This window comes from Nonomuraea sp. B208, assembly GCF_057536035.1.
This window is the reverse complement of record NZ_BAAJOU010000028.1, coordinates 138,886-158,365: the sequence shown is the minus strand read 5'-3', so window position 1 is coordinate 158,365 and position 19,480 is coordinate 138,886. Positions and strand designations below refer to the sequence as shown.

Genomic DNA, 19,480 nt, shown 5'->3' with positions numbered 1-19,480 from the left:
GCCCGTCTCAGACCTCGCGTACGGGGTGGCGGGACTGGACGACGTGGAAGCGGCCGGCGACGTAGCCGGGGTCGGTGAGCGAGGCGGTGGCGGCCGGGTTGGCGCCGGTGCCGTGGTAGTCGCTGAAGGCGGCCGACTGGTTGACGTACACGCCGTCCGTCAGGTTGCACGACAGGTTGACCCCCGCGTCCAGCGCGGCCCGCTCGGCGTCGTCGAGCACCCTCGGCGAGGTGGAGTAGACGGAGGCGGTGAGCGCGCCCCGGACCTTCACCGTGCGCCGCAGCAGGTCGAGGCTCTCCCCCGTGGAGCCGGTGGGGATGAGGAACGACACGGGCCCGAAGTGCTCGCGCCCGTAGGCGTCGTCGGCCGAGGCGTGCACCCGGACGATCGCGGGCGTGCGCACCACCGCGTCGGGGAACGACGGATGCCGGATCGCCCGCGACTCCAGCACCACCTCGCCCAGCTCCCCCGCCCCCTCGACGCGGGCGAGCACGTCGGGGTTGACGATCGCGCCGGTCAGCTCGACCGCCCGTGCGTCGTCGCCCAGCAGCCGGCCGACGGCGGCGGCCAGCCCTTCCGCGACCTCCTCGAAGCTCTTGTGCCCCTCGTCGGTCTCGACGCCGGCGGCCGGGACGAAGAGGTTCTGCGGCGCGGTGCACATCTGCCCGCTGTAGAGCGACAGCGAGAACGCGAGGTTGGCGAGCATCCCGCGCCACGAGTCGGTCGAGTCCACGACGACGGCGTTGACCCCGGCCTTCTCGGTGTGCACGAGCGCCTGGCGGGCGTTGCGCTCCAGCCAGTCGCCGAACTCGGTGGAGCCGGTGAAGTCCACGATCCGCACGCGGGGGTGGGTGGCGAGGGTGGTGGCCAGCCCCTGCCCCTCCTCGGCGGCCAGCGACACCAGCGCGGGGTCGAACCCGGCCTCGGCCAGCACCTCGCGCGCCACCAGCACGGTGATCGCGAGCGGCAGGATCGCCCGGGGATGCGGCTTGACGATCACCGGGTTGCCGGTGACGAGCGAGGCGAACAGCGCCGGGTAGGCGTTCCAGGTGGGGAAGGTGTTGCAGCCGATCACCACGGCCACGCCCCGGGGCACGACGGTGAAGCGCTTGGTCATGACCAGCGACTCTCCCTTGGCCGGCTTCTCCCAGCGGGCGCTCGCCGCCGAGGAGGTCATGGCCTCCAGCCCGTACGCGACCGCCTCCAGCGCGCGGTCCTGCGCGTGCGGCCCGCCGGCCTGGAACGCCATGACGAACGGCTGCCCGCTGGTGTGCTGCACCGCGTGCGCGATCTCGAAGCTGCGCCGGTGGAGCCGCTGGATGATCTCGGCGCAGACGAGGGCGCGGGCCTCCGGTCCGGCGTCGCGCCAGGCGGGCAGGGCGGCCGAGGCCGCCGCGATCAGCTCCTCGGCGATGGGCTCGGGGTAGGTGACCCCGAGGTCGATCCCGTACGGCGAGCGCTCCGCGCCGATCCACGACCCGGTGCCGCCCGCCTGCTCCAGCGGGAACGGCTTGCCCAGGTAGGACTCGAACGCCGCCCTGCCCCGCTCGGCCGCCCCCTCGCCGTGGACGCGGGGGCTCGGCGACTCGGGGTAGGCGCTCCAGTGGCCGCGCCCGGCGATGGCGGCCCGCGCCTGCTCCAGGGTGTCACGGTGCTGTTCGTACATGTTCACTCACCCTCTTGACAGAAATCCGCCGGACGGTGAAGTGTTTACCGAACATTCGGTCAGTTAAACAAGGAAGACCCCGCCGTGGCCTTAGACGTCTCCCCTTCATCAGACAGGTCCGCCCGGCCCCGCCGGCGCGGGCACGACCCCGAGTCCGTCCTGTCGGCCGCCGTGGCCGTCTTCAACGAGCGCGGCTACGACGGCACCAGCATGGAGGACCTCGCGCGGGCGCTCGGCGTCACCAAGTCGGCGATCTATCACCACGTCCCCGGCAAGGAGCAGCTCCTCGCGCGGGCGCTCGACCGGGCCCTCGACGGGCTGTCCGAGCTGGCCGCCGACGAGCGCGCGGCCCGCGGGCCTGCCATCGACCGGCTGGAATGGGTGGTCAGGCAGAGCGTGCGGGTGCTGACCGAGCGGCTGCCGTACGTGACGCTGCTGCTGCGGGCACGCGGCAACAGCGCCACCGAGCGGGCCGCGCTGGCGCGGCGCGCGGAGCTGGAGGCGTTCGCCGGCCGCCTGGTGGAGGAGGCGGCGGCGGAGGGCGCCATCCGCCCCGGCCTGGACCCTGCGCTGGTGACGCGGCTGCTGTTCGGGGCGGTGAGCTCGATCGCCGAGTGGCACCGCCCCGAGCGCGACGCGCCGGCCGCGGACGTGGCCGACGCGCTGGTGAGGATGACGTTCGAGGGCCTGAGGAGGGCCTGAAAGGGGGATGGAAGGGGGTCAGGTGGGCAGCTCGCCCCGGCTCGGGCCGCTCGGCAGCTTGCCGCGCAGGTCCTCGCGGATGGCCTCGCCCAGCTTCTTGGTCGCCATCCGGTTGAGCGCGCCGCCCGCGACGGCCCCGGTGAGGAACGGGCCGAACGTCGTGAGGTGCCGGCCCAGCGTCCGCATGAGGCGGTTGCGCAGGGCGGTCTTGGTGGCGGCGCCGAGGGCGAGCGACACGGACGCGGGGGCGAGGGGGTCGATCCCGCGTTGTTTGGCCCAGGCGGCCGTGAAGGCGATCGCGCGCTGGGCGCCGGTGCCGTGCACCCGCACGCCGTAGACCTCGTGCAGCTCGGCCAGCAGTTTGACCTCGATGGCGGCCACGACGATCGTCTCGGCGACGAGCTGCGCGGGCGCGGAGAGAAGGAGGGGCGGTGCGGCGAACTGGGCCGCGGCGAGCGCTCCGCCGATGGCGCCGACCGTCATCGTGGCCTTCTGGGCGGTGCGGATCAGGTCGTCGGCCAGTTGCTCGCCGGTCAGGCCGTGGTGGTGCTCGGAGAGGGTGTGCAGGTCGCGGATGGGGATGCGCGGCGCGACGTTGAGGAACACGTCGGCCAGCCAGCGCCCACGCCCCGCGCCGGACTCCTTGGCCTTCTTGGCGCCCGCGGACAACGCCTTGGCGAGTCGGCCGAGCAGCCTGCGCCGCTCGGCCGGCTCCAGCTCACCGGGCTCGGTGAGCTTGCCCACGAGCTCGCCGACCTCCTTTTCGGGGTCGGCGATCTCGTCTCCTGCTCGACGGTCTTTCTCTGGTACGGCCACGCGATGCCTCCGTCCTCATGGTCGTGACCTTCAGGGTTCGTCGGCTCGATGTCCCGCTCTCGTACCCTGAGGCACGGCGATCAGGCGGCGCACTCCCGGCAGACCTGCTGACCGTTCTTCTCCGAGGCCAGCTGGCTGCGGTGGTGCACCAGGAAGCACCGCGAGCAGGTGAACTCGTCGGCCTGGCGAGGGATGACCCGCAGGGAGAGTTCTTCGTTCGACAGGTCGGCGCCGGGCAGCTCCAGCGACTCGGCGAGGTCGGTCTCGTCGATGTCGATGCTGCCGGACGACTTGTCGGTGCGCCGCGCCTGGAGCTCTTGGAGGCTGTCCTCCCCCAGGTCGTCGTCTGTCTTGCGCGGGCTGTCGTAGTCGGTAGCCATTGTGCTTACTCCATCCCCCTCATCAATATGTCGGCGCGCTCGGTCGCGCGTCTTCTAACGTCCGGGAGGCCCGTCTTGTGCCCGTTCCGCCGGGGAGATTTCCCATCGGTACCCCGGGGGAACGGACCACGAACCTCCCGACACGCCAGGGCGTGCTGCCGACGGCAATGGTTAGCCAAATATGGCGAAACCCACAGCCTTGGCGTCATGCTCCACCGTGTTCGACGGCACATCCAACCACATGTGCGGCGCGAACGAGACGCCCCCCGTGCATCAACACGCGGACGAACGTCCCGGAGCATCACACGTCAGCCCTTCGGCAGTCGAATGGTCACCACGAGCCCTCCGCCGTCTCGCGGCACGGCGGCCACATTTCCGCCGTGAGCCTGCATCACCGCACGGACGATGGACAGCCCGAGACCCGCTCCCTTGGCCGAGTCCACGCGGTCGGCGTGGAGCCTCCTGAACGGCTCGAACAGGCTGTTCACCTCGTACGCCGGGACGTGTTGTCCCGTGTTGGCCACCTGAACAACGACGGCGTCGTCCACCATTCCCGCCCGGACCCATACTTTTCCGTTTTGGGGAATGTTGTACTTCACCGCGTTCTCCACCAGGTTGCTCACGCAACGCTCCAGGAGCACGGGATCGCCGACGGTAGGCGCGCTGACCAGTTCGGTGCTCACGGTTACGCCGTGTTCCTCGGCGAAGGGCGTGAGCTGTTCCACGGCGGTCTCGGCGATGTCCCGTACGTCGAGCGGTTTGCGCACCGCGAGTTCGCGTTCGCTGCGCGCCAGCAACAGCAGTCCCTCGATGAGCTTCTCGTTACGCGCGTTCACTTCCAGAAGCGTGCGCCCGAGCGCTTTGAGGTCTTCCGAAGCCTCGGGATCCGACAGGGCGATCTCCAGGACCGTCCGGTTGATGGTGAGAGGAGTGCGCAATTCGTGAGAGGCGTTCGCCACGAATCTGCGCTGGGTGTCGAAGGCCACATTGAGCCGGGCGAGCATGGCGTCGAAGGTGTCGGCCAGCTCCTTCAGCTCGTCGTTGGGGCCCTCCAGGGCGATGCGCTGGTGGGCCAGCGTGCTCTCGGAGAGCCGGCGGGCGGTGGCCGTCATCCTGGCCACCGGCCGCAGCGCCCGGTCGGCCACGAAGTAGCCGATGATGAGCGACAGGATGCCCACCCCGACCAGCGCCATCACGCTGCTGCGCAGCAGGGCGTCCTGCGCCGCCGCGACCGCGTCCTGCCTGGACTGGCGCCAGATCAGCTCGTCGCGGGCGTTCCACCAGCTCAGCGCGGGCCAGTTCGTGTCGATGGCCCGCGCCACGATCGAGTAGACCGAGAACAGCAGCACCGCCGAGGCCACGAAGACGAGCGCGCCGTAGGTGAGCGTCAGCCGCCAGCGGATGCTCACCTTGCTGGGGAGCGCCCGCATCCACTCCATCGTCGTGCGCTGGACGGGAGGGTAGTCAGGAGGAGGCGGGCCGTCCCAAGCCGGCGGGCCGCTCGGCGGCGGCGGGGCCTCCTGGACCCGCGTCGCCTTGTGTGCCGAGTGCGGGCTGATCATGGGATGCGTCGGCTCCGCCTGGTGCTTCGGCCCTTCAGTCACAGTTTGTACCCAACCCCGGGCACAGTCTCGATCACCTGAGGCTCGCCCAGCTTCTTCCGCAGCGTCATCATGGTCACCCGGACCACGTTGGTGAAGGGGTCGATGTTCTCGTCCCATGCCTTGTCCAGCAGGTCCTCCTGGCTGACGACGGCGCCCTCGGCGCGCATCAGCTCCTCAAGGACCGCGAACTCCTTCTTGGTGAGCACGACCTCCCTGCCCTCGCGCTCCACCAGGCGCTTGCCCGGGTCGAGCCGGATTCCGGACCGCTCCAGCACGGGCGGCAGGGCGGGCGCGGAGCGGCGGCCGAGCGCGCGCACCCGCGCGACCAGCTCGATGAAGACGAACGGCTTGGCGAGGTAGTCGTCGGCGCCGAGGCCGAGCCCCTCCACCTTGTCGTCGACGTCGCCCGAGGCGGTCAGCATGAGGATGCGCGAGGCGGAGCGCTGCTCCACGAGCCGGCGGCACACCTCGTCGCCGTGCACCACCGGGAGGTCCCGGTCCAGGACGATCACGTCGTAGTCGATGTAGGAGGTCCGTTCGAGGGCGCCGCCGCCGTCGTAGGCGACGTCGACGGCCATGGCCTCGCGGCGCAGGCCCGTCGCGATCGCGTCGGCGAGCACCCGCTCGTCCTCCACCACCAGCACTCGCACGCTGGAACACCTCTCTCCGTCTCCGGCCCCTCATTGTCCCCTCAGGGGCGATAAGCGCACGGTAAGGCATGTTCAGGCGTTGGCCACCCACAGGTGAGGCGGACCGCCGAGAAATTCATGTTTCGGAGGGGGACGCCGCGGGGTATGCCTGCGGGACACCCTTTGCCAGGACATCGACCTGCAATGGGCGTACATCGCCCTACGCGGCACGAACCCCTAGAGAGTAGGTGAGATGGGCGAGTTCACCACCACGATCGAACACCGCCTCGACCAGGCTTACAGGGGCCTCCGGGAGGCCCGCAGCGCCGGCGACGAGTACCTCGCCGACACGCTCACCGCCGAGATCGAGGACCTCCGCCGACTGGCGGACGACCACGGCATCGCCTTGCCCGGCTGACAGACCGTAGGCGGACGGCCGGAGCTTCGGCTCCGGCCGTCCGCGTGTTCAGCCGTTTCCGCAGGTCAGGCGCCGCGCTCGGGGTCCAGCGGCGCGAGCAGGTCGTGCAGCTCCTCGAACAGCCCGGGAGCCGCGCAGATCGCGAAGTCGGGGCTCACCGGCCGGCCGTTGAGCCCGGCGAGCCGCGCGCCCGACTCGGTCGCCACCAGACCGGCGGCGCCGTAGTCCCAGGGGTTGATGCCCCGCTCGTAGTAGGCGTCCACCCTTCCGGCGGCGAGCGAGCACAGGTCGATGGCGCACGAGCCGCCCCGCCTGATGTCACGCACCCGCGGCAGCACCTTCGCCACCACCTCGCCCTGCACGGCCCGGCCGGCCTGGGAGTAGCCGAACCCGGTCGCGACCAGCGCCTGCGGCAGCGGCACCCCGGTGTTGCAGCGCAGCCGCGCGCCGCCGAGCCAGGCGCCCTCGCCCAGCGCGGCCGTGAAGACCTCGCCGCGCGTCGGCACGTTGACCACGCCGGCCACCACCCGGCCGCCGACCTCGACGGCGATCGACACCGCCCAGTCGGGCAGGCCGTACAGGAAGTTGACGGTGCCGTCGATCGGGTCGACGATCCAGCGCACGTCCGACTCGCCCGGCGCCTCTCCGCCCTCCTCGCCGAGGATGCGGTCACCCGGGCGGGCGGCCTCGATGCGCTCGCGGATGAGCCGCTCCGACGCCTTGTCCAGGGCGGTGACCACGTCGGTGGGGCTGGACTTGGTCTCGATCTCCGCGGACATCGTGGGCCGTTTGGCCAGCAGCATGTCGCCGGCCTCGCGGGCGATGTCCTCGGCGAGCGTCAGGAAGTCGGTCATCAGGCCACCGACTCCGGGCGCTTCCACTCCTCGCCGAGCACGTGCTGGGCGAGGAAGGCGAGGACGGTCTCGTACCAGGCGACGGTGTTGCCCGGCTTGAGAATCCAGTGGTTCTCGTCGGGGAAGTACAGGAACTTGGCGTCGACCTCGCTGCGGCGCAGGTCCCACCACAGGCGCAGCCCCTCGCCGATCGGCACCCGGTAGTCCTTGTCGCCGTGGATGACGAGCATCGGGGTGGTGATCTTGTCGAGCGAGAGGTGCGGCGACAGCTGCTCGTAGCGCTCGGAGCCGGGCGCGCCGAACTCGCGCTGCCAGTAGTGGGCGGCGTCGGTGGTGCCGGCGAACTGGTCGAGGTTCCACAGCGAGGCGTGGGTGACGATGGCGCGGTAGCGGTCGGTGTGCCCGGCCAGCCAGTTGGCCATGTAGCCGCCGAACGAGCCGCCCATGGCGGCGATGCGCTCGCTGTCGATGTCGTCCCTGGCCAGGGCGACGTCCACGATCGCGTCGAGGTCGGCCTGGGTGCGCGGGCCCCAGTTGCCCCAGCCTCGATCGATCATGTGCTGACCGTAACCCGTGGACAGGCACGGGTCGGGGAGCAACACGGCGTAACCGTGCTCGGCCATGATCCAGGACTGCCAGCGCCACTGCCAGTCGTTCCAGGAGCCCAGCGGGCCGCCGTGGATCCACAGCAGGAACGGCGCGGGGTCGTCGGCGGAGGCGCCCTCGGGCAGCACGAGCCAGCCGCGGATGGTCTCGCCGTCGTCGGCGGTGGCGGTGATCTCGGTGAGCGTGCCGCGCACCTCGGGGCGGGGCGCGGGCGAGGGCAGGTCGGTGATCTCGCCGGTGGCGAGCTCGATCCTGGCCGGGCCGGGGGCCAGGTTGACGGCGCTGCGCAGGACGTACAGGAAGCGGCCGTCGGCGGTGACGTCCGGCTGCGCGTACGCGGCGTCGTCACCGGTGACCCTGCGGACCTCGCCGTCGAGCGGCACGTGGAAGACCGGGCGGCGGCCCTGGTGGTCGGCCACGACGTAGACGGAGGCGGAGTCGGGCGCCCAGGCGACGCCGGAGGGGAACAGGTCGGGCGCGTACGCCCGGCCCTCGCCGGTGGCGAGGTCGGCGATCCACAGCTCGCTCCTGGCCGAGACGTCCATGGAGGTGAACCGGCCGCGCGAACAGGCGATGCGGGCGCCGTCAGGGGAGATCGCGAGCGGGCCCTCGAAGTCCTGGCCCTCCTCAGTGAGCAGCGTGCGCCGCTCGCCGGTGGCCACGTCGATGACCACCAGGTCCGTACGGACCTCGCCGCGCGGCAGCTCCACCCGCCAGGTGGTGACCACGCGCGTGCCGTCGGGCGTCAGCTCGAAGGCGGCGTTGCGCAGCGCGTTCCCGACGTCGGGGGTGAGCTCGCGCACGTCCTCCAGCCGGTCGGCGCCGAGCCGGGCGGCGAACAGGCGGGGGCGGCCGGGGCCGAGGTCGTGGTCCCAGTAGCGGACCGCCGCGCTCTCGTGCAGGATCGCGCTGATCCCCGCGTCCTTGCGGGCCCTGCGCCGCTCCTCGTCGCCGGCCTCCTCGCCGTCGAGCACGTCGGAGACGAAGACGACCACGTCGCCGGCGGTGCGCACCCCGCCGATCCCGCCGGGCCTGGTGGCGACCTGGCGGGCCTCGCCGCCCGCGCGCGGCAGCAGCCACAGCGCCGGGACCTCCTCACCGGTGTCCTTCACGGTGGGGTCGGGGCGGGCGGAGGTGAACAGGACGTCGCCGGCGTCGGTGAACACGGCGGCCGACTCGCCCTTGGCCGAGCGGGTCAGGCGGAAGGGCTCGCCCCGGCCGTCGAGGGGGATCTCCCAGAGCGCGGTGCCGTACGACTTCCCGTCGGGGTTGAGTGACTGGACGGTGGAGACGAGCCGGGAGCCGTCGGGCGAGAGCTGGACCGAGAGAACCCGGGGGATGGCCACATAGTCGCGTATGTCAGTAAATGCGCTCACTCGACCGAACCTACCTCGCGAGAGGACCACCGGCGCTCGCGAATAGGCTGGTTCACGTGGCTGATTACGACGCTCTGCTGCTCCTGTCGTTCGGCGGCCCGGAGGGCCCCGACGACGTGATGCCGTTCCTGGAGAACGTGGTGCGAGGGCGCGGCGTGCCGCGCGAACGGCTGCTGGAGGTCGCCGAGCACTACCAGGGCTTCGGCGGGGTCAGCCCGATCAACCGGCAGAACCGCGAGCTCCTGGAGGCGCTGCGCCCGGTCCTCGACGTGCCCGTCTACTGGGGCAACCGCAACTGGCACCCGTTCGGCGAGGACACCGTCCGGCAGATGAAGGACGACGGGGTGCGCAAGGCGGCCGTCCTCGCCACCTCCGCCTTCGCCGGCTACTCCAGCTGCCGCCAGTACTACGAGGACATCAGCCGCATCTCGATCGAGGGCGGCCCCGAGCTGATCAAGATGCGGCACTTCGGCGACCACCCCGGCTTCGTGGCCGCCATGGCCGACCACACCCGCGAGGCGCTGGAGCGGCTCGGCCGCGACGACGCCCGCCTGGTGTTCACCGCCCACAGCATCCCGGTCTCCATGGCCGAGACCGCCGGTCCGAACGGCGGCCTGTACGAGGCCCAGATCCGCCGCAGCGCCGAGCTGGTCAACCAGGCGCTCGGCCGCGACCAGCCGTGGGACCTCGTGTGGCAGTCGCGCAGCGGCCCGCCGCAGGTGCCGTGGCTGGAGCCGGACGTCTGCGACTTCCTGCACAAGACGGACGCCCCGGCGGTCGTGCTGGTGCCGATCGGGTTCGTCTCCGACCACATGGAGGTCGTCTACGACCTCGACACCGAGGCCAGGGACGTCGCCGCCGAGCGCGGCCTGCCGCTGGAGCGGGCGGCCACCGTGGGCACGCACCCGCGCTTCGTGGGGATGGTGCGCGAGCTGATGGCCGAGCCCGAGCCGGTGCCCTGCCCGCTCACCTGCTGCCCGGCGCCCCGCCGGCACCGGTCCTAGGCGTAGGTTCTGGCGTACGCCTCGGCGATCCCCATGACCTTGTTCACGTAGTCCCACGAGTGGTTGTAGAACCAGATCGCCTTGCGCAGCTTCTCGCCGCCCTTGCCCGCGCCGTTGGCGCACAGGTAGCCGGCCGCGCTCGGCACGGCGTCGTACGGGCTCCAGATGTCGGCCTTGCCGTCGCCGTCGCCGTCCACGCCGTAGTGCTTCCACGTCGCGGGCATGAACTGCATCGGCCCGAGCGCGCCCGCGCTCGACGGGCCGTTGTTGCGGCCGTGCCCGCTCTCGACCTGCCCGATCGCGGCCAGTACCGTCCATGACAGGCCGGGGCAGCGGGCCGCGGCGAGCCGGTAGAGCTCCAGGTAGCTGCCGGGACGGCCGACGCTCACGCTCTGCGGGGTCTGCTGGGCGGCCGCCGTCGGCCGCTGTTTCTGCACGCGGGCGGCGGCGTCCAGCAGGGCGACCTGGACGCCCTTGCCGAGCAGCTTGCGCACTCCGGCCGCGCTGATCTTGCCGGGCTTGCCGTGCAGCAGCACCGCCACGCCCGGCGCGAAGCCCAGCGAGCGGCCGAGGTCCACGCCGACCAGGCCGTCCACGCCGCTGAGCCCGAGCGGCGCCGAGGCCGCGAGGCGCAGCTTGGGTCCGCCGTCCACCTGGTAGTACGCGCCGGGCACCATGCCGTACCTGCGGGCCGCGTCCGACTCCGCGACCAGCTCTCCCCTGGTCAGGGCGCTCCACACGGCGGGCTGGTCGGCGACGGCCTGCGGCGTCCAGGAGCGGAAGTGGGCCGGGTCCACGGCCAGCAGGTTGAGCGGGGTGCCGGTGAGCTTGACCCGGCCCGCGTCCACGACGACCACCTTCTCCACGTTCTTCAGCGCGCCGAGCCTGAGCCTGGTCTCCTTGGGCACCTCCGACCCGGCGATGGCGAGCACCCGCGGCGGGGTGACGGTCACACCGGGGCCGCCCTCGCCGAACTCCCGCCGCTCCCCCGCGGGCTCGGTGGTCGGCACGAGCTGGTCGAGGCGCGGCGCCGCCGTGGGCGAGCGGACGGGTTTGGGCTCGGGCTCGGCGGATTGCTTCCGCGTGCCGCTGACCAGGTCACCGTCCAGCAGGACGATGACGCCGCCGGTCGCCACGGTGGCCACGACCACCGCGATGACCATGAGCATGACCGCACGGAAGGAGGGAAGACCGGACACGCGGGACACGTTAGCCCAGCCGACGGGGAAATCATTTGCAATCCGGACATCGGGTGCGCAAAGGTTGGCGGGCGCAAGTAAGGGGGAAACGGGGTGGTCGGGCCTTACCGGGGGCTGTTCGACGGGCCTGGCATCAAGGCGTTCGTGCTGGCCGGGTTCGCCGGCCGGATGCCGATGTCCATGCTGGGGATCGGCGTCGTCTTACTCGTCTCCGGCGTCACCGGCTCGTACGCCACCGCGGGCGGCGTCGCCGCCGCCAGCAACCTCGCCTTCGCCATCGGCGCGCCCATGTCGGGACGGCTGATGGACCGGTTCGGCCAGAGCCGCGTCATCCCACCGTTCGCCGTGCTCAACGCGCTCGCGCTGACCACGCTCATGGTCTGCGCGTTCCTCGGGCTGCCCGAGTGGACCCTGTACCTGTCCGGTCTGGTCGTCGGCGGCACCTCGCTGTCGGTTGGCTCGCTCGTACGGGCCCGCTGGTCGGCCATCCACGGCGGCTCGCCGCGGCTGCACACGGCCTTCGCCTTCGAGTCCGTCGTGGACGAGGTGGTCTTCGTCACCGGGCCCGCGCTGGTCACGCTGCTGGCCACGCGGTTCAACCCGTACATGGGGCTGGTGGTCGCGCTGATCTTCATGCTGTCCGGCTGCCTGACGCTGGCGGCGCAGCGGCGCACCCAGCCTCCGGTGTCCGAGGTCCGCGCGGCAGGCGGCACGCCCATCCTGATCCCCGGCATCGCGCTGCTGTCGTGCGTCTACGTGGCGATGGGCGCGGTGTTCGGGTCCGTGGACCTGATCACGGTGGCCTTCGCCGAGGAGCAGGGGGTCAAGGGGGCCGCGGGGCTGCTGCTGGCCTCGTTCGCGGGCGGGTCGATGATCTCGGGGCTGTGGTTCGGGTCACGGCACTGGAAGATCTCGCTGCGGGGGCGGTTCGTGCGGGCGCTGATGGTGTTCGCGCTGGGGCTGCTGCCGATCTCGTTCATCGGGAACGCGTGGGTCATGGCCGCCGCGCTCTTCCTGGCCGGCTTCGCCATCTCGCCGACCCTCATCACCGGCTTCTCGCTGGTCGAACGGCTGGCGCCGCCGGCGCTGCTCACCGAGGGCATGGCGTGGATCTCCACGGCCCTCGGCATCGGCGTGGCGATCGGGGCCTGGGCGGGCGGGCACCTCACCGAGGCCGCCGGCGCGTCCGCCGCGTACGTCGTCGCGCCGGGCGCCGCCGTGCTCGCGCTCGTCGTCGGGATCGGAGGTTCGGGTTTGCTGAGACTTCCCGAGGCAGCTTCACCCGCCGAAGGCTGATCCGCTACCGTCGGGACATCCCTCGCAACATCCATCACAAATGGAAGCTTTTCTGATGTCCCGACAACTCACCTCACTTCTGACCATCGCGGCAGTCTGCGTCACCATGGCCTCTGCGCCCGCGCAGGCCGCCGCCAAACCGGCCGAGAAGTCCGCTCCGGTGGACTGCGCGAAGGTCAAGTGCATCGCGCTGACCTTCGACGACGGCCCTGGGAAGTACGCGGGCACGCTGCTGGACACGCTGAAGAAGTACGACGCCAAGGCGACGTTCTTCCTTGAGGGCCAGTACGCCAAGAGCCGCCCCCAGTACGTCAAGCGCATGGTCGCCGAGGGGCACGAGCTCGGCAACCACAGCTACAGCCACCCTGACTTCACCAAGCTCGAACCTGGGGCCATCAGGAACGAGATCCAGAAGACCCAGGACGCCGTCAAGAAGGCGGCGGGCGTGGAGCCGAAGCTGCTGCGGCCCCCGTACGGGCTGGCGGACCTGCAGGTCTCCGACATCGCGGACGAGTTCGGCATGCCGATCATCCTCTGGACCGCCGGTTCGGAGGACTGGGCGAGCAAGAACGTCGAGGCGATCAAGAAGAAGACCCTTGAGGTGGCCAAGCCCAACGGCATCATCCTCATGCACGACTGGGTGAAGCAGACGGTCGACGCCATGCCGTCCATCGTCAAGAGCCTGCAGGCCAAGGGCTACCACCTGGTGACGGTCTCCGACGTCGTCAAGGACGAGGGCCTGGAGGCGGGCGACGTCTTCCCGCTTCCCGCGGGCTGGGAGAACTGAGTATCGTTCACGTTTGACGTCGGAGGTGCCCGGGCTCCTGCCCGCTCGCGGAGGTGCTGCTCAATGGTCTTCACGAACTGGGCGGGGAACCAGACCGGCGAGCCCGCCGAGGTCCGGGCACCGGCCTCCGTCGCGGACGTCGTACGGGCCGTGCGCGACGCCGCCGCCTCCGGGCGGCGCGTCCGCATGGTCGGCACCGGGCACTCCTTCACCGGCGTGGCGCTCACCGACGGCGTCATGCTGCGGCCCCACGCCCTGACCGGCGTCGTCTCCTGGGACGAGGACCGCGTCACCGTCCTCGCCGGCACCCCGCTCCGGGAGCTCAACGAGCTGCTCCACCGGCGCGGCCTCGCCCTCGCCAACATGGGCGACATCACCGAGCAGACCGTCGCCGGCGCCATCCAGACCGGCACGCACGGGACCGGCCGCGACAGCGGCGGCCTCGCCGACCAGGTGACCGGGCTGGAGCTGGTGCTCGCCGACGGCACGGTGGCGAGCGCCGCCCCCGGGGACGAGCTGTTCGACGCGGCCAGGGTGGGGCTCGGCGCGCTCGGCGTGCTGACCTCGGTCACCCTCCGGGTGGAGCCCGCGTTCCTGCTGCACAACCGGCGGCGCAAAATGGCGCTCAGCGACATCCTCGCCTCGCTCGACGAGCTGACCGCCGGCAACGAGCACCTCGACTTCTTCTGGCTGCCGCACACCGACGCCTGCCTGGTCAAGACCAACAACCGGCATCCCGGACCGGCCCGTCCGCGCAGCGCCGCGCGGCACTGGATGGACGACGTCCTGCTGGAGAACACCGTGTTCGGGGCCGCCTGCGCGCTCGGCGCCCGCGTCCCCGGGCTGATCCCGCGCATCAACGCCGTCAGCGCGGCGGCGCTCGGGGACTCCGAGTCGGTGGACGCCTCGTACAGGGTCTTCACGGCCCGGCGCGACGTGCGCTTCCTGGAGATGGAGTACGCGGTGCCGCGCGAGCGGCTGGCGCAGGCGCTGCGCGAGACCCGCGACCTGGTCGAGCGCATGGACTGGAAGATCACGTTCCCGGTGGAGGTGCGGGTGACGCCGCCGAGCGACGCCTGGCTGTCCACGGCGTACGGGCGGGCGTCGGCGTACGTCGCCTGCCACATCTACCGGCCCACCCCGAACCCGGCGTACTTCGAGGGCGTCGAGGAGATCATGACGCGGCTGGACGGCCGGCCGCACTGGGGCAAGCTGCACACGCGGGACGCGGCCTACCTCGCCAAGGTCTATCCCCGTTTCGCCGACTTCACCGCGCTGCGCGACCGGCTCGACCCCGGCCGCCTGTTCGGCAACGCCTACCTGGACCAGGTGCTCGGCTGAGCCTCGGCCTCCGGGTGGTCAGGCTCGGGAGCCTCGTCGACCGCGGTGGGCTCCGGCTCGGGCGGAGCGGTGGCGCTCGGCTGCGGCTCGGCCGGCTCCTGGCCGGTGGTGGCGGTGGGAGCGGGCGGGGCCGTGGGCGTGGCGGTGACGGTGGTCGTCACGGTCGGCGTGGCGCTCGGCGTCGGGGCCGACGTGCGCGTGACGTCGGCCTCCGGCGTGGCGACGGGCACGGCGGGGACGCTCGCCCGCACGGCGGGCCCCGACGGCGTCCGGCGGTCGGGGGTCGCGGGCTTGTGCCGCGTCGTCCCGCCGGTGACCTGCTCGTGCACCGTCTGATGGGCGGCCGCCTGGTAGACGAGGATGCCGCCCATGCTGACCGCGAACACCAGCCCCGCGGCCAGCGCCACCCGTCCCCACGGCAGCCTCCTCGACGGCTCCCCGGCCTCGACGACGGGCATCACCAGCGTGTCCCCGCCCGCGCCGGATCCGGACGCCTCCTCCTCGTGGCCGGGAGAACCGGCGCGCAGCCGTACCCGCTCCCCTGTCCGCTTCAGGTAGTGCGTGTAGACGGCGGTGCCCACGGTGCTCCCGATGCTCATGACCGCCGCGCCGATCACCGTGCCGGCCACGCCCAGGAAGGAGGCGGCCACGGCGGCCGTCACCGCCGCCAGGGCGCTCCCCAGGATCTGCGGCACACTCAGCTCGAAGTTCCGCTGTCCGCCGCCCATCCCCCGGATCAGTCCTCTCTCATCATGCGCTCGGTAAAGACCTGTCCCGTGAATAGACGAGACGGCGTGTCCCGATGTTGCTGTGACATGGGTGACAGGCACCCTCGTGGCTCGTGCCCCGACGATACGGCCTGCCCTCCGTGTATCTGGCCGCGGCCGCGGCGACGGCCGCCGCGACCGCCGTACCCCTGGCCATGACGCCCGCCTCCGGCCTCACCGCGCGCCCCGCCGTCACCGAGCCCACCCGGCCCTACATCGTCGTCGCGCGCGGCCGGGCCGCCGCCCGCGACCTCGTGGGCGAGGTGCGCTGGCGGGTGCGGCGCTACTACACGGCGGCGCTGCCCGGCTTCGCCACGTATCTCACCGCCGCCGAGCTGGCGTCGCTGCGCTCCGACCCCCGAGTGCGCGCCGTCGAGCCCGACCGGCAGATCCACCCTATGCCCGTACGGCGTCCCGCCCACCCTCTCACCGGGCCCGCGACCGGGGCCGGAACCACGATCTACCTGGTGGACAGCGGTGTCGACACCGGACGCGCCGAGTTCGGCGACCGGGCGTGGCGGGCCTACGACGCCACCGGGGGCACCGGCCGCGACTGCACCGGCCACGGCACCCAGGTCGCCGGCCGGGCGCACGCCGCCGCGCCGGGGGCCGGCATCACCTCGATCAGGGCGCTCGGCTGCGGCGGGCCCGGCTCGCTGGCCGACGTGCTGGCGGGGCTGGAGTGGATCCGCAGACACGCCCGGGGACCGTCCGTCGCCGCGCTGCCCGTGGACGGCGCGGGCTCACCCGCTCTCGGCGAGGCCGTGCGCTCCCTGGTGGGCGCCGGCGTGTTCGTCGTGGGGGCCGCCGACGCCGACGGGTGCCGGATCGGGCCGGGCGGGGCCGCGTACACGGGGGCCGTGCCGCACCTCGCGGCGGCCGCCGCGCGGCTCCTGGAACGCACTCCCGACGCGAACCCGGCGATCCTCGCGTCTCTGCTCAACTGCGCCTTTGCCCGAGACGCGATTCGCCAGAACCCGTCGAGGGCCCTTAACCTCCTCATGCATAGCGGCAGGCTCTAGAGGGATGGATTCGACGAATGTGACCGGCGTCACATCGCCCCTTGGCTATCCCAGGAAGGCGATGTTCGGACATGCCGGGTACGGTGCTGGCAGGCAACCGGCACACGCGAGAGACTCAAGGGTCCGGGGGAAGAATGGCGACGCTGACGAAGGGACTCGCATGCAGGAGCTCCGACTCGTCGCGGTGAGTGAGGACGGCACCTATCTCGTACTGGCCACGGCCGGACGGGGAACCCGCTTCACTCTTCCCGTGGACGACCGGCTCCGTGCTGCCGTCCGCGGCAATTTCTCCCGTCTCGGCCAGTACGAGATCGAAGTGGAGAGTCCGTTGCGTCCCAAGGAGATCCAGGCTCGCATCCGCGCCGGGGAGACCGCCGAGGAGATCGCGGCGACCGCCGGGATCCCCGTCGAGCGGGTGCGCTGGTTCGAGGGGCCCGTCCTGCAGGAGCGGGAATACGTGGCCCAGCAGGCGCAGCGCGTCGCCGTACGCATGCCGGGCGAGTCCGCCCCGGGCCCCACGCTCGGCGACCTCGTCGCCGAGCGGCTGACCAGGCGCGGCGTCCCCACGGACGAGATCGACTGGGACTCCGCCAAGCGCGACGACGGCCTGTGGCGGGTCAAGCTCGGCTACGTCTGGAACGGTCACACGCGCCACGCCGAGTGGCTGTTCGACCCGCGCAAGCGCCACGTGACGCCGCACGACGACGAGGCCGTCCGGCTGTCGTCGGCCGACTTCGACCCGGAGCCGGCCGTCGTGGAGGACACCACGGTGACGCCGTTCGCGCCGCGCGTGGCCAAGCTGCAGCCGGTGCCGCCGCTCGCCTCCGACGCGCTGCCGTTCCCTTCGGTGGTGCGGCGAGAGCCGGAGGAGCCCGCCGTCGGCTACAACCCGCCCCCGCGCTCCACCAACCCCGGCCTCTCCCGCCCCGCCGACACCGGGACCTCCTCCCGCGAGTCGGCCTACCGTGCTGATCCGCCCTCCCGCGAGTCTGCTTACCGCGGTGACTCGTCTTCTCGCGAGTCGGCTTACCTCGCCGACCCGCCCTCCCGCGAGTCCGCCTATCCCGCTGACCCGCCCTCCCGCGAGTCCGCTTACCGCGGTGACTCGTCTTCTCGCGAGTCGGCCTACCTCGCAGACCCGCCCTCCCGCGAGTCCGCCTACCCCGCTGACCCGCCGTCCCGCGAGTCCGCTTACCGCGCTGACTCCCCTCCTCGCGAGTCCGCCTTCCGTCAGCCGACCGACGACGCCACCCGCGAGCAGTCCCCGGCCGCCCGCGACCCGCTGCGGCCCGACTCGCCGTCCCGCGAGCACGGCCACGCCCGCCCCGGCGACACCTCGTCCCGCCGTGGCGGGACTTCGCCGTGGCTGCCCGACTTCAGCTCGGGCCGCCCGGCCGACCGCGACAACGACACCATCTACGCCCCCTCCGCCCGCGCCTCCACGCCGGACGCCCCGGCCACCCACGAGCCTCCGGCCGCCGAGACCGGCACCACCCCGCAGCCGACGCCGCCCTTCGCCGAGAGCGCCACACCTGGTCAGGTGACCCCGTCGCCGGTCCAGGAGGCCGCACCCGCCGAGCCGACCTGGCAGGCGTCTCCGTCTGCCCCCGCGACTCCAGGCGCCGACCCGACTCCTTCCGCCACCACACAACTTTCCGCCGGCGAGGGACGGTCCACCACCGAGCAGCCGTCAGCCACCGAGCCGACGTCCGCCAGCGTGGCGACGCCCGGTGACGCGGCGTCGAGCGAGGCAGCCCAGCCGAGCGAGGAGTCCACGCCCACCGCAACGGCGGCATCCGCGCAGGTGACCCCTGCGGCTCAGGTGGCCCCGTCCGCCGAGCTCTCCACCACCACCGATGCCGCCGCCACTACGGAGGCGCCCGCCGCCGCGCAAGGGCCCGCCTCTGCGGATACGGCCGCCGAAGCGCAGCCGGCCACCGACGCGAGCGTCACAGCGGGCTCCTCCGCCGAGCCAGCGTCGGACGCCGCTGCCACCGTCGAGCCCACCGCTCCCGCAGTCGAGGCCCCCAGCGCGACGGCCACCGCCGACGCGGCGACGCCGGCCGCCGAAACCTCGCTCACCGACGCCGCCACCACGGCCGCGACGACCTCGCCTGCCGTCGAAGCGAGCGCCGGCGCCGCCGCTGCACCCGTTCAGCCGACGACCAGCGACGACAGCAAGCCTGAGGACGCGCCGAGCCAGGCCGCGCCCGCCGCGCCGGAAGCCCCGGCTGCGGAGACAGAGCCGAGCACGGAGAACGCGGAGCCCGACAAGCCCGCCACCGCCGAGCCGGCCGCCGCTGCCGAAACCGCCGTCGCCGAGACGCCCGCCGCCACGGAGCCCGCCGCCACGGAGCCCGCGGCCACCGATCCCGCCGCTGGTACGGCAGCCGCTACTGCCACCGCAGGACCCGCCCAGCAGTCCGACACCGCCGAGCCCGCAGCCGCAGGACCTGCCCCCGCAGAGCCCGCCGTGGCTGAGTCCGCCACTGCCGAGCCCGCTACTGCCGAGCCCGCCGTCGCTGAGTCCGCAGCCGCCGAGCCCGCCACCGCCGAGCCCGCCGTCGCTGAGTCCGCAGCCGCAGAGCAGCAGGCCACCACGCCGCCCGTTCCCAACGCCGAGGCTCCCGCTGTCGAGCAGCCGGTCGTCGAGGACGCGGCCCCCGCAGCCGAGCAGCCCAAGCGCGAGCAGCCGAAGGCGGACGAGCAGTCGAAGCCTCAGCAGCCCGAGGCCGAGCAGGAGGCGGTCAAGGAGGAGGCGAAGCCGCCGGCGCCCAAGCCGAAGCCCGCCCCCGGCGCCGAGCCCAAGGTCCCGGCCGCCCGGCCGGGGGGCAAGGACGCCAAGGAGGAGCCGCCGGTGCCGGTTCCGTCCCCGCCGCCCGCGCCCGCCGCCCGGCAGGCGCGCAAGGGCTCCCGGGGCCGCCGCGCCTCCGTCCCGACCTGGGACGAGATCATGTTCGGCGCCCGCCGCCAGGACTGACCGGCGAAGGAACACCAGGACAGCGCCCCAGCG

Annotated in this window: 17 protein-coding genes; 8 read left to right on the top strand and 9 right to left on the bottom strand. The window is 72.5% G+C overall.

Features of this window, described 5'->3' with window-relative positions; genetic code table 11:
• Nucleotides 1-7 precede the first annotated feature (7 nt).
• The gene (paaN, locus tag AC27IY_RS37015) at nucleotides 8-1,666 is read right to left on the bottom strand and encodes a phenylacetic acid degradation protein PaaN (RefSeq protein ID WP_487180881.1); all 1,659 of its coding nucleotides are present in this window, start codon (nucleotides 1,664-1,666) and stop codon (nucleotides 8-10) included.
• Nucleotides 1,667-1,750: 84 nt separating this feature from the next.
• Here paaN and AC27IY_RS37010 point away from each other — a divergent pair, with 84 nt between their 5' ends.
• Nucleotides 1,751-2,368 carry a TetR/AcrR family transcriptional regulator gene (locus tag AC27IY_RS37010; RefSeq protein ID WP_487180880.1) on the top strand — a complete coding sequence of 206 codons (618 nt, stop codon included), beginning with the start codon at nucleotides 1,751-1,753 and terminating at the stop codon, nucleotides 2,366-2,368.
• 18 nt (nucleotides 2,369-2,386) lie between these two features.
• On the opposite strand, the gene AC27IY_RS37005 is transcribed toward AC27IY_RS37010, so the two are convergent.
• The 4 genes from AC27IY_RS37005 to AC27IY_RS36990 form a co-directional block, all read right to left on the bottom strand.
• Nucleotides 2,387-3,184 carry a hypothetical protein gene (locus AC27IY_RS37005; RefSeq protein WP_364444214.1) on the bottom strand — a complete coding sequence of 266 codons (798 nt, stop codon included), beginning with the start codon at nucleotides 3,182-3,184 and terminating at the stop codon, nucleotides 2,387-2,389.
• 80 nt (nucleotides 3,185-3,264) lie between these two features.
• Nucleotides 3,265-3,564 carry a DUF4193 domain-containing protein gene (locus AC27IY_RS37000; protein ID WP_020542847.1) on the bottom strand — a complete coding sequence of 100 codons (300 nt, stop codon included), beginning with the start codon at nucleotides 3,562-3,564 and terminating at the stop codon, nucleotides 3,265-3,267.
• Between the two features lie 308 nt (nucleotides 3,565-3,872).
• Nucleotides 3,873-5,126 (bottom strand): sensor histidine kinase, encoded by a 1,254-nt coding sequence (locus tag AC27IY_RS36995; RefSeq protein WP_423451004.1) that lies wholly within the window; start codon nucleotides 5,124-5,126, stop codon nucleotides 3,873-3,875.
• A gap of 38 nt (nucleotides 5,127-5,164) precedes the next feature.
• Nucleotides 5,165-5,818 carry a response regulator transcription factor gene (locus AC27IY_RS36990; RefSeq protein ID WP_344212400.1) on the bottom strand — a complete coding sequence of 218 codons (654 nt, stop codon included), beginning with the start codon at nucleotides 5,816-5,818 and terminating at the stop codon, nucleotides 5,165-5,167.
• 232 nt (nucleotides 5,819-6,050) lie between these two features.
• On the opposite strand from AC27IY_RS36990, the gene AC27IY_RS36985 reads away from it, so the two are divergent.
• Nucleotides 6,051-6,215, top strand: a complete 165-nt coding sequence (locus AC27IY_RS36985) for a hypothetical protein (RefSeq protein WP_329573795.1) — start codon at nucleotides 6,051-6,053, stop codon at nucleotides 6,213-6,215.
• A 65-nt stretch (nucleotides 6,216-6,280) separates the two neighbouring features.
• Here the strand turns inward: AC27IY_RS36985 and AC27IY_RS36980 are convergent, their stop codons facing one another.
• Complete coding sequence (locus AC27IY_RS36980; protein WP_344212402.1) at nucleotides 6,281-7,069, bottom strand: inositol monophosphatase family protein; 789 nt, start codon at nucleotides 7,067-7,069, stop codon at nucleotides 6,281-6,283.
• The gene (locus tag AC27IY_RS36975) at nucleotides 7,069-9,051 is read right to left on the bottom strand and encodes a S9 family peptidase (protein ID WP_487180878.1); all 1,983 of its coding nucleotides are present in this window, start codon (nucleotides 9,049-9,051) and stop codon (nucleotides 7,069-7,071) included. Before AC27IY_RS36975 ends, AC27IY_RS36980 begins: the two co-directional genes overlap by 1 nt.
• Before the next feature lie 56 nt (nucleotides 9,052-9,107).
• Between AC27IY_RS36975 and AC27IY_RS36970 the strand changes: the two genes are divergently transcribed.
• Entirely contained in the window at nucleotides 9,108-10,055 is a 948-nt protein-coding gene (locus AC27IY_RS36970) for a ferrochelatase (protein WP_423476728.1), read from the top strand.
• On the opposite strand, the gene AC27IY_RS36965 is transcribed toward AC27IY_RS36970, so the two are convergent.
• On the bottom strand, nucleotides 10,052-11,254 hold the full coding sequence (locus tag AC27IY_RS36965) for a lytic transglycosylase domain-containing protein (RefSeq protein WP_423476729.1): 1,203 nt from the start codon (nucleotides 11,252-11,254) through the stop codon (nucleotides 10,052-10,054). The genes AC27IY_RS36970 and AC27IY_RS36965 overlap by 4 nt on opposite strands.
• Before the next feature lie 93 nt (nucleotides 11,255-11,347).
• Here AC27IY_RS36965 and AC27IY_RS36960 point away from each other — a divergent pair, with 93 nt between their 5' ends.
• The 3 genes from AC27IY_RS36960 (at nucleotide 11,348) to AC27IY_RS36950 (ending at nucleotide 14,678) form a co-directional block, all read left to right on the top strand.
• The gene (locus AC27IY_RS36960) at nucleotides 11,348-12,550 is read left to right on the top strand and encodes an MFS transporter (RefSeq protein ID WP_423476730.1); all 1,203 of its coding nucleotides are present in this window, start codon (nucleotides 11,348-11,350) and stop codon (nucleotides 12,548-12,550) included.
• A 55-nt stretch (nucleotides 12,551-12,605) separates the two neighbouring features.
• Nucleotides 12,606-13,337 carry a polysaccharide deacetylase family protein gene (locus AC27IY_RS36955; RefSeq protein WP_423476731.1) on the top strand — a complete coding sequence of 244 codons (732 nt, stop codon included), beginning with the start codon at nucleotides 12,606-12,608 and terminating at the stop codon, nucleotides 13,335-13,337.
• Between the two features lie 63 nt (nucleotides 13,338-13,400).
• Nucleotides 13,401-14,678, top strand: a complete 1,278-nt coding sequence (locus tag AC27IY_RS36950) for a D-arabinono-1,4-lactone oxidase (protein WP_344212414.1) — start codon at nucleotides 13,401-13,403, stop codon at nucleotides 14,676-14,678.
• Here the strand turns inward: AC27IY_RS36950 and AC27IY_RS36945 are convergent.
• The gene (locus tag AC27IY_RS36945; protein WP_487180877.1) at nucleotides 14,654-15,406 is read right to left on the bottom strand and encodes a hypothetical protein; all 753 of its coding nucleotides are present in this window, start codon (nucleotides 15,404-15,406) and stop codon (nucleotides 14,654-14,656) included. The two genes, AC27IY_RS36950 and AC27IY_RS36945, sit on opposite strands and share 25 nt — an antisense overlap.
• A 113-nt stretch (nucleotides 15,407-15,519) precedes the next feature.
• Here AC27IY_RS36945 and AC27IY_RS36940 point away from each other — a divergent pair, with 113 nt between their 5' ends.
• Nucleotides 15,520-16,467, top strand: coding sequence for a S8 family serine peptidase (locus tag AC27IY_RS36940; RefSeq protein ID WP_364444190.1), 948 nt, complete (start codon nucleotides 15,520-15,522; stop codon nucleotides 16,465-16,467).
• 160 nt (nucleotides 16,468-16,627) lie between these two features.
• On the top strand, nucleotides 16,628-19,447 hold the full coding sequence (gene sepH, locus AC27IY_RS36935) for a septation protein SepH (protein ID WP_487180876.1): 2,820 nt from the start codon (nucleotides 16,628-16,630) through the stop codon (nucleotides 19,445-19,447).
• Nucleotides 19,448-19,480 lie beyond the last annotated feature (33 nt).

Coding starts and splice junctions, on each gene's coding strand:
- sepH (WP_487180876.1), top strand. CDS start 16,628: ATGCAGGAGCTCCGACTCGTCGCGGTGAGTGAGGACGGCACCTATCTC.
- AC27IY_RS37000 (WP_020542847.1), bottom strand. CDS start 3,564: ATGGCTACCGACTACGACAGCCCGCGCAAGACAGACGACGACCTGGGG.
- AC27IY_RS36995 (WP_423451004.1), bottom strand. CDS start 5,126: ATGATCAGCCCGCACTCGGCACACAAGGCGACGCGGGTCCAGGAGGCC.
- paaN (WP_487180881.1), bottom strand. CDS start 1,666: ATGTACGAACAGCACCGTGACACCCTGGAGCAGGCGCGGGCCGCCATC.
- AC27IY_RS36950 (WP_344212414.1), top strand. CDS start 13,401: ATGGTCTTCACGAACTGGGCGGGGAACCAGACCGGCGAGCCCGCCGAG.
- AC27IY_RS36985 (WP_329573795.1), top strand. CDS start 6,051: ATGGGCGAGTTCACCACCACGATCGAACACCGCCTCGACCAGGCTTAC.
- AC27IY_RS36980 (WP_344212402.1), bottom strand. CDS start 7,069: ATGACCGACTTCCTGACGCTCGCCGAGGACATCGCCCGCGAGGCCGGC.
- AC27IY_RS36945 (WP_487180877.1), bottom strand. CDS start 15,406: ATGGGCGGCGGACAGCGGAACTTCGAGCTGAGTGTGCCGCAGATCCTG.
- AC27IY_RS36955 (WP_423476731.1), top strand. CDS start 12,606: ATGTCCCGACAACTCACCTCACTTCTGACCATCGCGGCAGTCTGCGTC.